We start from the raw sequence: 12,907 nt of genomic DNA, 5'->3' as shown, positions 1-12,907 counted from the left end.
TTACTTCTTGTTAGGCGTCATGCCAGGCTGCCAGACCGTGCCGATCGAAATCTTCGTCAGCTTCTTCTGGCGGCCGTACCACAGGTTGGCGAAACCGCGCGCCACGACCACGGCCGAGAACATCGAGGTCAGGATGCCCAGGCAGTGGACCACGGCAAAACCGCGCACCGGACCGGAACCGAAGATCAAGAGCGCCAGGCCGACGATCAGCGTGGTGACGTTGGAGTCGACGATGGTGTCCCAAGCGTGCTTGGAACCCGCCGAAATCGCCGCCTGTGGCGTCGCGCCGGCACGCAGCTCTTCGCGGATACGTTCGTTCACCAGCACGTTCGAGTCAATTGCCACGCCCAGTGCCAGCGCGATTGCCGCGATACCCGGCAGCGTCAGCGTGATCTGCAGGATCGACAGCAGGGCCAGCAAGAACAGCACGTTGGCCGCCAGCGCCAGCGCCGAGAACACGCCGAACAGGTGGTAATAGATGATCATGAAGATCGCGATCGCCACGAAGCCCCAGATGGTCGAGTGCAGGCCGCGCTCGATGTTCTCGGCGCCCAGTTGCGGGCCGATCACGCGTTCTTCGACGAATTCCATCGGCGCCGACAGCGCGCCCGAGCGCAGCAGCAGTGCCAGCTCGTTGGCGTCCTGCGAGGTGCCCATATTGGTGATCTGGAAGCTCGAACCCAGTTCGCTCTGGATGGTCGGGGCCGACAGCACGTTGTAGACGCCTTTTTCTTTCAGCAGGATCGCCATGCGCTTGCCGACGTTTTCACGCGTGGCCAGGCGGATGCGGCGGCCGCCGTCACCGTTCAGGTCGAGCGAGACGGCAGGCTGCTGGTTCTGGTCGAAGCTGGCGGTGGCGCTCGAAATCGATTCGCCGGTCAGGATGATGTCGCGCGAGACGACGATCGGTGCGCCGCGGCCTTCGGTGAACAGTTCGGAGTTCAGCGGAATCGCTGCCGACAGCTCGGTGCCCGGGGTCACGGTGGTGTCGACCATGCGCAGTTCGAGTGTCGCAGTGCGGCCGATGATGTCTTTCGCGCGCGCGACGTCCTGCACGCCTGGCAGCTGGACCACGATGCGGTCGGCGCCCTGCTGCTGGATGATCGGCTCGGTGGTGCCCAGTTCATTGATGCGCTTGGACAGCGTCATGATGTTCTGCTTGATGCCGTCTTCGACCGAGCGCTTGATGGCTTCGGGCTTCAGGCTCACGACCAGCTTCATGTCGGCGCCATCGGCGGCTTCGGCAAATGCCAGCTCGGTCGACTGCGCGGCCAGCACACTGCGCGCGCTGCTGCGGGTCGCGGCATCGCGGAAGCGCACCTCGATGGTGTCGCGCACGCGCTCGATGCCGGTGTGACGCACGTTCTTGTCACGCAGATTGCTGCGCACGCTCGACTGCAGGGCCTTGACCTTGTTGTCGAGGACCGCCTTGGTGTCGACCTGCAGCAGGAAGTGCACGCCACCGCGCAAGTCCAGGCCCAGGCTCATTGGCGCTGCGCCAATGGCCGTCATCCAGGCCGGGGTGTTCTTCACCAGGTTGACGGTGACGATGTAATCGGGATTGGCAGGGTCGCGGTTCAGTTCGCGTTCGAGGGCCAGCTTGGCCTTGAACTGCTCTTCGGTACCGGCGAAGCGCGCGCGCACCGAGGTGGTGTGGCCCGTGCCTTCGAGGCTGATACCGGTGGATGGAATGCCGGCACGCTTGAGCGCATCCGCAACCACGGTGGTGGAGGCACTCGTGATATTCAGGGTAGAACGGCCTGATGTGACCTGCAACGCCGGCGTTTCGCCAAAGTAGTTGGGCGCCGTATACAAGGCGCCCAGCAACAGCGCAATGACGATCAGTAAGTATTTCCAGACGGGATAGCGATTCATAGTGTTCCGGCGTTCAGGTTAGGCAGTGCGGGTTGCCCCGCACGGCGCACGGCGAGGCTTACAGGGCTTTGAGCGTGCCTTTTGGCAGCAGCGTGGTCACCGAATTTTTTTGCACGGTGATTTCGGTGCCGACGGCAACTTCCAGCGTCACATAGGCTTCGGCCACTTTCGAAACACGGCCGACGATACCGCCAGCGGTCACGACTTCGTCGCCCTTGGCCAGTGCGTCCATCATGGCTTTCGCCTCTTTCTGGCGTTTCTGCTGAGGACGGATCATCAGGAAATACATGACCACGAACATCAGGATCAGCGGCAGGAAGGTCGTCAGGCTACCCATGATGCCGGCGTCGGCGACAGGGGCAGTTTGCGCGTACGCGTTGGAAATGAACACAAGAACTCCGATGGTGAAGTTAAAAAAATAAGCGGTGTATTCTAGCATCGGCCAGAAGCCGCAAACCATATCCGGCAGTATGTCGTCTTGCTTTCAGGTATTGCAAGACAAACCGGCCGATATTGCATGCAGCCCCGACCGTCAATACCGCAAGATCGGGGCCGCAGAGTAAGCAAGTGCTTACACGCCGCGTGCGCGGTCGGCCGCGAACTTGACGCGGAACGCCTGGAAGGCGTCGGCGTCGATCGCGTCGCGCATTTCCTGCATCAGATTCAGGTAGTAATGCAGGTTGTGGATCGTGTTCAGGCGCGCGCCCAGGATCTCGTTCGAGCGGTGCAGGTGATGCAGATAGGCGCGCGAGAAATTCTGGCAGCAGTAGCAGGTGCAGCTCTCGTCGAGCGGCGCCATCTCTTCTTTATAGCGCGCATTCTTGATCTTGACGTCGCCAAAGCGCGTAAACAGCCAGCCGTTGCGGGCGTTTCGGGTTGGCATCACGCAGTCGAACATGTCCACGCCATTGGCCACGCCATCGACCAGGTCTTCCGGCGTGCCCACGCCCATCAGGTAGTGCGGCTTGTTCTCGGGCAGGCGCGGGCCGACGTGGGCCAGGATGCGCTTCATGTCTTCCTTCGGCTCACCAACCGACAGGCCGCCAATGGCCAGACCCGGGAAATTGATGTCTTCCAGGCCAGCGAGCGACTCGTCGCGCAGGTGCTCATACATGCCGCCCTGGACGATGCCGAACAGCGCGTTCGGGTTGCCGCCGCTCGTGAATTCGTTCATCGAGCGCTGGGCCCAGCGCAGCGACATGCGCATCGATTTCGCCGCTTCGTCGGCGGTGGCCGGGCGGCCGTCGATTTCGTATGGCGTGCATTCGTCGAACTGCATCACGATGTCCGAGTTCAGCGCGCGCTGGATCTGCATCGAGATTTCCGGTGACAGGAACAGTTTCGAACCGTCGATCGGCGAGGCGAACTTGACGCCCTCTTCCGTGATCTTGCGCATCGCGCCCAGCGAAAACACCTGGAAGCCGCCCGAGTCGGTCAGGATCGGACCATCCCAGCCCATGAACTTGTGCAGGCCGCCGAACTTGTTCATCACGTCCACGCCCGGCCGCAGCCACAGGTGGAAGGTATTGCCCAGGATGATCTGCGAGCCGACGTCCTTCAGCTCGATCGGGTCCATCGCCTTGACCGAGCCGTAGGTACCGACTGGCATGAAGATCGGGGTTTCGATGGTGCCGTGGTTCAGCTTGAGGCGGCCGCGGCGGGCATGCGACAGGCCGCTGGTGTCTTTTTTGAGCAGGGTAAATTCGAGCATCGTGTTCTCTAGACTTATCGTGAGGTGGTGCTCAAGAGCATGGCGTCGCCATAGCTGAAGAAGCGGTATTCGTTGGCGATCGCGTGCGCATAGGCAGCGCGGATCGGCGCGTAACCGGCAAAGGCCGACACCAGCATCAGGAGCGTCGACTTGGGCAGGTGGAAGTTGGTCACCAGGCGCGTGACAGTTTTAAAGGTGTAGCCGGGCGTGATGAACAGGGCCGTGTCGGCGCTGCCGGCGACCAGCTCGCCGCTTTGCGAGGCCGACTCCAGCGCGCGCAGGCTGGTCGTGCCGACGGCAATCACGTCGCGGCCTGCGGCCCGGGTGGCGCGCACCGCGTCCACCGTCTCTTGCGCGATCGTGTACCACTCGGTGTGCATCTTGTGTTCGCTGAGGTCTTCGACCCGCACCGGCTGGAACGTGCCGGCGCCCACGTGCAGCGTGACATACGCGAAGTTCACGCCTTTCGCGGCCAGGCGGTCCAGCAGCGGCTGGTCGAAGTGCAGGCCGGCCGTGGGCGCGGCCACGGCGCCCGGCTCTTTCGAGTACACCGTCTGATAACGCTGTTCGTCGAATTCGTCGGCGGTGTGCTCGATGTACGGCGGCAGCGGCAGGCGGCCGTGCGCTTCGATCAGGTCGAACACGTCGCCTTCAAAGTGCAGCGTGAAGAATTCGCCGGCGCGCTCGCCTGCCGTCACATCGAAGGCGTCGGCCAGGCGGATGCGGTTGCCCGGCTTGGGCGACTTCGACGCGCGGACCTGGGCCAGTACCGTGCGGTTGTCGAGCACGCGCTCGACCAGCACCTCGACCTGGCCGCCGGACTCCTTGACGCCGAAAAAGCGCGCCTTGAGCACGCGGGTATTGTTCATCACGAGCAGGTCGCCCGCCTGCAATTGGTCGACGATGTCGGCGAACTGGCGGTCGATGATCTGGTCGCCATCGAGGTGCAGCAGGCGCGACGCGCTGCGGTCCGGCAGCGGCAATTGCGCAATGCGCTCAGGGGGCAGGTCGAAGTCGAAATCGGATAGCGAATACATGATGTTCAATTGGTTGGGCAAATCTCGGCAAATCAATGCTGCCAGCTTTACAATAGAGGCTTGAAGCGCATACGGCGAACCTTCTATTTTACGTCAGCAAGCGCCACTTTGCCGCAATATGCCCGCCCCTAAAACCACAACGCCCCCAAAAACGCTCGAAAGCAAGCTCGCCCGCCTTGGCCTGCGCACCGACATGGACCTGGTGCTGCACCTGCCGCTGCGCTACGAGGACGAGACCCAGATCATCACGATCCGGGATGCCTGCATGCGCGGCGGCCAGACCTGGCAGGTCGAAGGCATCGTGACCAAGAACGAAATCTCGTTCAAGCCGCGCCGCCAGCTGCTCGTGACGATCGCCGACGCGTCGGGCGACCTGCTGCTGCGCTTCATGAATTTCTACGGCAGCCAGGTCAAGCAGATGGCCGAAGGCGTGCGCATCCGCGCGCGGGGCGAACTCAAACACGGCTTCTTTGGCGCCGAGATGGTCCACCCGGGCTACAAGATCGTCAACGAAGGCGCGCCCCTGCCCGCCTCGCTCACACCCGTGTACCCGGCCGGCGAAGGCCTGTCGCAGACGGTGCTGCGGCGCGCGATCGCCGACGCGATGAAGCGCATCGACTGGGCCGACACCGTACCGCCCGCGATCCGCAAGCGCATGGACCTGATGGACTTCGAGCCGGCCGTCAAGCTCCTGCACTACCCGCCTGCGGATGTCGACGAGCACGCGCTGATCGAGCGCTCGCATCCGGCCTGGGACCGCATGAAGTTCGACGAACTGCTGGCGCAGCAGTTGTCGCTGAAACGCGCGCAGCGTGCGCGCCGCGAAAAAGGCGCGCCGCCACTGCGCGCGGTGGGCCAGTTGTCCGAAGGCTTCCTGGCCGGGCTGCCCTTTGCACTGACGGGCGCGCAGCAGCGCGTGGTCGAAGAGATCCGCGCCGATCTGCGCGCCGGCTACCCGATGCAGCGCCTGCTGCAGGGCGACGTCGGCAGCGGCAAGACGGTGGTCTCGGCGCTGGCCGCCGCGCAGGCGATCGACAGCGGCTACCAGGCAGCGCTGATGGCGCCGACCGAGATCCTGGCCGAGCAGCACTTCCGCAAGATCGCGGCGTGGATGGAGCCGCTTGGCGTGAAGGTCGCGTGGCTCACCGGCAGCCTGAAGAAAAAGGACAAGGCGGCGTCGAACGCGTTGATCGAATCGGGCGCGGCCAACCTAGTGATCGGCACGCACGCGCTGATTCAGGACTCGGTGCAGTTCGCGAAACTGGGCCTGGTGATCGTCGACGAACAGCACCGCTTCGGCGTCGGCCAGCGCCTCACGCTGCGCAACAAGGGCAGCGACGGCCTGGTGCCGCACCAGCTGATGATGTCGGCCACGCCGATCCCGCGCACGCTGGCAATGACGTACTACGCCGACCTCGAAGTCTCGGTGATCGACGAACTGCCGCCGGGGCGCAGCCCGATCGTCACGCGCGCCATCGACCAGAACCGCCGCGACGAAGTCGTCGAGCGCGTGTACGCCGCGGCGCTCGAAGGCCGCCAGGTGTACTGGGTCTGCCCGCTGATCGAGGAATCCGAAGCGCTGCAATTGCAGACCGCCACCGAGACCTACGAAACACTGGCCGAATCGCTGCCCGACCTGCAGGTAGGCCTGGTACATGGCCGCATGAAGCCGGCCGAAAAGCAGGAAGTGATGGACGCGTTCACGGCGGGCCAGGTGCATGTGCTGGTGGCGACGACGGTCATCGAGGTGGGCGTGGACGTGCCCAATGCGTCGCTGATGGTGATCGAGCATGCGGAGCGGTTCGGCCTGTCGCAGCTGCACCAGTTGCGCGGACGCGTGGGCCGCGGTTCGGCGGCGTCGGTGTGCCTGCTGCTGTACCAGTCGCCGCTGGGCCAGGTGGCCAAGCAGCGCCTGTTGACGATGCGCGAGACGACGGACGGTTTCGAGATCGCGCGGCGCGATCTGGAGATTCGCGGGCCTGGTGAGTTTCTGGGCGCGCGCCAGTCGGGACAGGCGATGCTGCGCTTTGCCGACCTGGAAATCGACCAGTGGATGGTCGATCGGGCGCGCGACGTGGCGCAGTGGCTGCTCGATGGCGAGACGCCGGAGAAGATGGCGGTCGTCGATGCGCACCTGGCGCGCTGGCTGGGTGGGCGTGAGGAGTTCTTGAAGGTTTAGACGGCGCGCAGAATGGGAGATGCCGGTTCAGCTTTGGAGGCCATGCCGACGCTGCAGTGGCCACCGGCAGTCTGGTGCAATCGCAACTGCTCGCAAGCCTCGATCATTGTGCGCAACTTGGTATGGCCGTGCGCTGCTGGCGAAAACCCGGGGCTGGCTTTCCTGAGCTGAGTTCCCAGTTCGCTCAGGTTGACCAGTCCATTTTGGGAGACTTTGGCGACTTTGCGAACTGTCTTGACCAATAAGCTGCGCCAATCAACCACCACGTTTTCAGCGACCGGCGCCGCTGGCGGTTCGACTTTCGCTGCGATGGGCACCGCTTCGTGAAACCGGTCGCACGCATGACGCAAGGCCGCAGGCGTCTTCACTTCGCCAACGACATGCACACCAGCCCCGCGCTCCTGCAGCTTGCGGCACAAGCCGACAAAATCCGAGTCGCTCGTCACGATCACGAACTGGTTGGCGCGCCCGTCGAGCAGCATCTCCAGCGCATCCAGCGCCAGCGCGATATCGGCCGTGTTCTTCCCGCCCACATACTGAAATTGCAGGCACGGCGCAAAGCCGTGGCGAATCAGCGCTTCCTGCCATTTGTTGGTCAGCGAAGCCGCGTTGCCGTAGCCGCGCCGCAGCACCACACGCCCGAGAGTCGATGCATGCTGCATCGCCTGATCGAGCACGGCGCTCTGCGCATTTTCGCAATCGACCAGTACCGCGACATTCCGTTCTGCAGACATGAGAATTCCCGTTAGGCAACAGCTTAACTCTAGCAGGATATTGGGGACAGCCAGATGGCATTTCCCGTCTGGGCGCTTACCGTGTTGTACAAACGCACTGTGACAATCCGTTAGAAATTTCCACCCTGTTTACGGCTATCTTGGCTGAGTTGCAACGCCCTGCCCGGGGCAGTTGCGCCTCTCCTTCACCATTCAATACGGAACCTGGCATGCCTATCGTCGGACTCGGACTGCACTTTCTGATCGCGCTGTTCTTCGCGGTCCACGCGCTGCGCAACGGGCGCCAGATGTACTGGCTGCTGATCCTGTTTTCGTTCCCGGTCCTGGGCAGCCTGGTCTACTTCGTGGCCGAGTACCTGCCCGCGTCGCGCCTTCAGCGCCAGGGCCGCATCGCCACCCGCGCGCTGCAGAAGACCATCGATCCGGGCCGTGACGTGCGTGAAGCGCGGCGTGCGTTCGACCTGACGCCGACGGCCCATAACCAGATGCGCCTGGCCGCCGCGCTGCTGGCTGCGGGCCAGTCCGACGAAGCGGTGCAGCATTACGATGCCTGCCTGCGCGGGCCGTTCGCGGGTGATCCGGAAGTGATCCTGGGCGCTGCGCGCGCCAATGCGGCGCATGGCCAGCCGGCCGCAGCGATTGCGCTTCTCGCGTCGCTGCAAACCCGGCAGCCAGGCTTTCGCGCCGATGAAGTCGCGCTGGCGCTGGGCCGCGCGTATGCCGCGAACAATCAGCAGCTTAAAGCCGGCGTGGAATTCGAGTCAGTGGTGGAGCGCTTCGGCAGTATCGATGCGCGCGTCGAACTGGCGCTGTGGGCCATTGCCAACGGCAAGGACGATGTGGCGCAGCGCGAGCTGAAAGAGATTGCGCATGCGCGCAAGCACATGGAAAAGCACACGCGGGACCTGCATCGCGAGTTGTTCAGGCGGCTGGATGGGGTGACTGCACCAACGTGACGCTTGCCTCCTGGCGCAACCATTGAGTGAACCGTCTATTCAGCCGCGACTTTGACAATACCTCATTTGGGTACTATCATTCCCTTTATGGGTACTTATGCCGAAGCACTTTTCACTAAAACACAGCAACGCGTGCTGGCAGTATTGTTCGGCCAACCGCATCGTTCTTTTTATGCGAATGAAATTATCGAACTGGCGCAGTCCGGTTCAGGTGCCGTACAACGGGAGCTGGCGCGTCTGCAAGCGTCACGCCTCGTGACCGTACAGAAGATCGGAAACCAAAAGCATTATCAGGCAAACCCGGACGCGCCAATCTACGAGGAACTGCGCGGCATCGTCATGAAAACGTTCGGCGTGACCGACGTGCTGCGCAATGCGCTCATCCCATTGTGGCCTCTTATCGAGGTAGCGTTTATTTACGGTTCTTTGGCCAAGGGCACGGAACATGCAGGCAGCGATGTTGATCTAATGGTGGTTGGATCACTGCCATCAAACGTCCAGTTACTCGAACTACTGCTGCCAACGCATGCTCTGCTGGGCCGCGTCGTCAATCCGACGCTCTATACAGCGGCCGAATTTTCGCAACGCGTACAGGTTGGCAAGTCGTTTATTATTCGCGTGCTGGAGCAGCCTAAAGTCTTCGTCAAAGGAAACGAGCATGACATTTCCCGAATCGGCAGCGCTGGCGAACCTGGCCCGGATCGGCAAGTTGAAGGCAGAGCCGCCTGACGCTCGCGAGAGCGCCGGCTTGTTACGCTCAGCGACGGTACGTCTGCAGGATGCCCGGCAACCCATTCTGTCGCTCGAGAGTCGCTTTGACCTGGCCTACAATGCCGCGCACGCGGCCGCATTGTCGGCTTTGAGAACGCATGGCTACCGCAGCGAGAACCGCTATCTGGTCTTTCAGTCCCTCGAACACACATTGGGCTACGCACTGACGCAATGGCTGCTACTCGATCAAGCGCACAAGAAACGCAATCTTGCCGAGTACGAGGGCGATCTTGACGTCACAGAGGGCTTCGTCGAGGAACTGATTGACGCTGCCGCTGCGTTGATCGCGGCAGTACATGCATTGCAGAAGAGATCATGACGTTGATTCTGACACCTGCATGCCGTGAATTCTACGAAATGAAAAACGTCAGGCGATTCCCAAACGGGTCACGCACGGTGAGCTCGCGCGATCCCCAAGGCGTATCTTCGATTGAAGGGCGCGCATAACCATACGCCCTGCCCGTCAGCTCGGCATGCAGAGCATCGATATCGTCAACGGCGATCCGCAGCGCCGCACCAGGACAGCAATCGCCATGATGTTCGCTCAGGTGCAACACGCACCCGTCACGCGCGATCTGCAGGTACAGCGGCAGGTCGGGCGCGAAGCGGTGTTCCCAGTCGACCTTGAAGCCGAGGTAGTCGACATAGAACTGCCTGGCCTTGGCTTCGTCGAAGATGCGCAGGATCGGCGTGACGGCGCCAAGCATCATGCTGGCGGGCGTACCCGGTCTGCCTCATAGCGCAAGCCGATCTGGCGCCGGATCTCGTCCATCACGCCCATCAGCGCCAGCGTTTCGCGCTGCGTCATCACCGGGCTTTCCAGCAAACCGGCTTGCCAGCAGCGCTGCGCTTCGATGGCTTCGTGCACATAGCCGTTGCCGAGATACGGCGTGTCGATCGTGCGCGAAGTGCCGTCGTCGAGCGTGACCGTGACCGATGTCGCGCAGTGGAAGCGCGTGTTTATGCGCACGTGGCCACGCTCACCCGCCACCGTCAGTTCGGCCGGCGTGCGCGCCAGCAGCGAGCAGCTGCAGACCGACATGCCGCCGCCTTCGTGCTTGAGCGTGAAGCCCGTCTGCACGTCGACACCCGTCGGGCCCATCTCGGCCTGGGCGCGGATTTCCGATACCGGACCAAGCAGGCCGGCGGCGATCGACAAGGGATAGATGCCCAGGTCGAGCAGCGCGCCGCCGCCCAGCTCGGGATTGAAGACGCGGTGCTCGGGGCCGAACGTGGCGGCGAACCCGAAGTCGGCCACCACCTGGCGCGGCGTGCCGATTTCGCCGGACGCCAGGATGCGCTGGACTTCCTGGTAGGCCGGCAAGTAGCGCGTCCACATCGCCTCCATCAGGAACAGGCGCTTCGTGCGCGCCAGCGTCACGACCTGCTCGGCTTCGCGCAGGTTCATCGTGAACGGCTTTTCGCACAGGACGCCCTTGCCGGCGCGCAGGGCCATCAACGCATTCTCGACGTGCTGCGGGTGCGGCGTGCCGATGTAGACCAGGTCGATGTCCGGGTTCGCGGCCAGGGCCTCGTACGAGCCGTAGCTGGCCAGCGCGCCGAATTCACGGCCGAACGCATCGGCCGTTTCCTGGCTGCGTGACGCCACGCCGGCCAGCACCGCGCCCGGCACGTCCTTGAGTGCAGTGGCGAAGGCATGGGCAATCTTGCCCGTGCCGAGGATTCCCCAACGTACCGCTTCAGCCATGCACATTCTCCTTGGTTAGCCCGTCCGGCGTGGACGGAACACGGTGGTATCACGATAAAAATCGGCGTCCTGCCCGGGCCACCAGCCCGGCACGCCCAGCACCTGCAGCGGTGTGAAGCCCGCTGTGGCCCCGTTACTCGCCAGGCCTTCGCCCGCCAGTGCCGCGGCCACCTCGCGGTCGATCCAGGCGCGGCGTGCAGCCGGCGTCAGTAGAAAGTAGGCGTCGTCCACGAACACGACGCGCGTGTGCGCCGTGATTGCCTTGCGCGGCGTGACCAGCTTTTCCATCAGCGCGTGGCCGAACAGCCAGACCTCGGCGTCGCGGCCGAACATCGCGCGTCCGTCGTACAGCGCGTCGAGCCAGCGATGCGCGCGCAGGTCGTCGACCAATGCATGTCCAGCGTCATTGTCGCGCACCACCAGCAGCGCCGCGTTTTCGTCAAAAATCGTGGCGGCGTCGCGCGCCGGTCCACGCGACTTGCCCACGCCGGCCTGCGCGATCTGCGCCGCCTGCAGCGTGTTCAGGGCGCGTTTGATCCCCGGGAACGTCAGCCACACCAGCGCATTGAAAAAGTCGTGCAGATTGTCGCGCGTGGGCACCTGCCCTGTCGCGCCGATAAAAGCCTCGTACGCCATGCCGTCGGGCAGGCTCGCTTGCGGCACGAAGCGCAAAGGCTGGCCGGCGCCGTTGCGCAGGTCGAGCGCGCAGGCGGCCGCATTGAAGGCGTCGATGAAGCCGTCGGGCGGCGGCGCGGCGCGCTCGAAGGCCGGGCGCACCGTGTCGTACCACGGCTGCGCCCAGTCGATCGGCGGCAGCATCGGTGTTACAGCATCTTCCAGTTGATGGTCTCGCCCGCGTTGAGCGGTACCAGCTGGTGCTCGGCCATCGGCACCGATGCGGGCAGGGTCCAGGCTTCGCGCTTGAGCGTGATCGTGCCCTCGTTGCGCGGCAGGTTGTAGAACGCCGGGCCGTTGAAGCTGGCGAATGCCTCCAGCTGGTCGAGCGCGCCGGCCTGGGCGAAGGCTTCGGTATACATCTCCATCGCGTGCAGCGCCGTGTAGCAGCCCGCGCAGCCGCAGGCCGCGTACTTGGTGTGCACCGCGTGCGGGGCCGAGTCGGTACCGAGGAAGAAGCGCTCGTCGCCGCTGGTGGCAGCGGTGACCAGCGCCAGGCGGTGTTCTTCGCGCTTGAGCACCGGCAGGCAGTAGAAGTCCGGGCGGATGCCGCCCTTGAACAGCTCATTGCGGTTGTACAGCAGGTGGTGCGCGGTGATGGTGGCAGCGATCGGGCCTTCGGCTTCGGCCACGTACTGGGCCGCATCCTTCGTGGTGATGTGCTCGAACACGACCGGCAGGGCCGGCATGTCGCGGCGCAGCGGGCGCATGACGCGCTCGATGAACACGGCTTCGCGGTCAAACAGGTCGATGTCGCTATTGGTGACTTCGCCGTGCACCAGCAGCGGCATACCGATTTCCTGCATCACTTCGAGCGTCTTGTAGCACTTGGTCAGGTCGGTGACGCCGGCGTCGGAATTGGTCGTGGCGCCGGCCGGGTACAGCTTGACGGCGTGGATGAAGCCCGTGTCCTGCGCGCGGCGGATCTCGTCCGGGTTCGTGTTGTCGGTCAGGTACAGCGTCATCAGAGGTTCGAACTGCACGCCCTCGGGCAGCGCAGCCAGGATGCGCGCGCGGTAGTCCAGTGCCATCGCCGTGGTGGTGACGGGCGGGCGCAGGTTCGGCATCACGATCGCGCGCGCGAACTGGCGCGCGCTGTGCGGCAGCACGCTGGCCATGGCCGCGCCGTCGCGCAGGTGCAGGTGCCAGTCGTCGGGACGGGTGATGGTGATGGTGTCGGGGATTTCGATGGTGGACATGGCGGCTCTCGGAAAACGGATGGCGTATTTTACCTGTGCCGGGGCGCCGTGGATCACCGCGC

Annotated in this window: 13 protein-coding genes; 4 read left to right on the top strand and 9 right to left on the bottom strand. The window is 63.8% G+C overall.

Annotation, left to right across the window (positions count from 1 at the left end):
• The 4 genes from secD to queA form a co-directional block, all read right to left on the bottom strand.
• The gene (gene secD / locus HD842_RS17200; protein ID WP_183555985.1) at nt 1–1,875 is read right to left on the bottom strand and encodes a protein translocase subunit SecD; all 1,875 of its coding nucleotides are present in this window, start codon (nt 1,873–1,875) and stop codon (nt 1–3) included.
• Between the two features lie 58 nt (nt 1,876–1,933).
• Nucleotides 1,934–2,266: a preprotein translocase subunit YajC gene (gene yajC / locus HD842_RS17195; RefSeq protein WP_183555984.1), complete on the bottom strand. Its 333-nt coding sequence runs from the start codon at nt 2,264–2,266 to the stop codon at nt 1,934–1,936.
• A 180-nt stretch (nt 2,267–2,446) separates the two neighbouring features.
• Nucleotides 2,447–3,586, bottom strand: coding sequence for a tRNA guanosine(34) transglycosylase Tgt (gene tgt, locus HD842_RS17190; RefSeq protein WP_183555983.1), 1,140 nt, complete (start codon nt 3,584–3,586; stop codon nt 2,447–2,449).
• Nucleotides 3,587–3,600: 14 nt separating this feature from the next.
• Nucleotides 3,601–4,623 (bottom strand): tRNA preQ1(34) S-adenosylmethionine ribosyltransferase-isomerase QueA, encoded by a 1,023-nt coding sequence (queA, locus tag HD842_RS17185; RefSeq protein WP_183555982.1) that lies wholly within the window; start codon nt 4,621–4,623, stop codon nt 3,601–3,603.
• Nucleotides 4,624–4,741: 118 nt separating this feature from the next.
• On the opposite strand from queA, the gene recG reads away from it, so the two are divergent.
• Nucleotides 4,742–6,802: an ATP-dependent DNA helicase RecG gene (gene recG / locus HD842_RS17180; RefSeq protein WP_183555981.1), complete on the top strand. Its 2,061-nt coding sequence runs from the start codon at nt 4,742–4,744 to the stop codon at nt 6,800–6,802.
• Here the strand turns inward: recG and HD842_RS17175 are convergent.
• Nucleotides 6,799–7,536 (bottom strand): NYN domain-containing protein, encoded by a 738-nt coding sequence (locus HD842_RS17175; RefSeq protein ID WP_183555980.1) that lies wholly within the window; start codon nt 7,534–7,536, stop codon nt 6,799–6,801. The genes recG and HD842_RS17175 overlap by 4 nt on opposite strands.
• A gap of 209 nt (nt 7,537–7,745) precedes the next feature.
• On the opposite strand from HD842_RS17175, the gene HD842_RS17170 reads away from it, so the two are divergent.
• From HD842_RS17170 to HD842_RS17160, 3 genes are all read left to right on the top strand, one after another.
• Complete coding sequence (locus HD842_RS17170; protein WP_183555979.1) at nt 7,746–8,492, top strand: tetratricopeptide repeat protein; 747 nt, start codon at nt 7,746–7,748, stop codon at nt 8,490–8,492.
• 66 nt (nt 8,493–8,558) lie between these two features.
• Nucleotides 8,559–9,221, top strand: a complete 663-nt coding sequence (locus HD842_RS17165) for a nucleotidyltransferase domain-containing protein (protein WP_229424814.1) — start codon at nt 8,559–8,561, stop codon at nt 9,219–9,221.
• The gene (locus HD842_RS17160) at nt 9,151–9,582 is read left to right on the top strand and encodes a hypothetical protein (RefSeq protein ID WP_183555978.1); all 432 of its coding nucleotides are present in this window, start codon (nt 9,151–9,153) and stop codon (nt 9,580–9,582) included. Before HD842_RS17165 ends, HD842_RS17160 begins: the two co-directional genes overlap by 71 nt.
• Nucleotides 9,583–9,613: 31 nt before the next feature.
• Here the strand turns inward: HD842_RS17160 and HD842_RS17155 are convergent, their stop codons facing one another.
• Genes HD842_RS17155 through pyrC form a run of 4 tightly spaced genes read right to left on the bottom strand, consistent with a single transcriptional unit; the run spans nt 9,614 to nt 12,845 of the window.
• Nucleotides 9,614–9,973, bottom strand: a complete 360-nt coding sequence (locus tag HD842_RS17155) for a glyoxalase superfamily protein (protein ID WP_183555977.1) — start codon at nt 9,971–9,973, stop codon at nt 9,614–9,616.
• Nucleotides 9,970–10,971 (bottom strand): Gfo/Idh/MocA family protein, encoded by a 1,002-nt coding sequence (locus HD842_RS17150; RefSeq protein ID WP_183555976.1) that lies wholly within the window; start codon nt 10,969–10,971, stop codon nt 9,970–9,972. Before HD842_RS17150 ends, HD842_RS17155 begins: the two co-directional genes overlap by 4 nt.
• Before the next feature lie 15 nt (nt 10,972–10,986).
• Nucleotides 10,987–11,790 carry a DUF3025 domain-containing protein gene (locus HD842_RS17145; protein ID WP_183555975.1) on the bottom strand — a complete coding sequence of 268 codons (804 nt, stop codon included), beginning with the start codon at nt 11,788–11,790 and terminating at the stop codon, nt 10,987–10,989.
• A 5-nt stretch (nt 11,791–11,795) separates the two neighbouring features.
• Nucleotides 11,796–12,845, bottom strand: coding sequence for a dihydroorotase (gene pyrC, locus HD842_RS17140; RefSeq protein ID WP_183555974.1), 1,050 nt, complete (start codon nt 12,843–12,845; stop codon nt 11,796–11,798).
• Nucleotides 12,846–12,907: the final 62 nt, after the last annotated feature.

The organism is Massilia aurea, from assembly GCF_014200505.1.
Taxonomy (GTDB): domain Bacteria; phylum Pseudomonadota; class Gammaproteobacteria; order Burkholderiales; family Burkholderiaceae_D; genus Telluria; species Telluria aurea_B.
The sequence above is the reverse complement of the archived record's forward strand: the minus strand, read 5'-3'. Positions and strand labels throughout refer to the sequence as shown.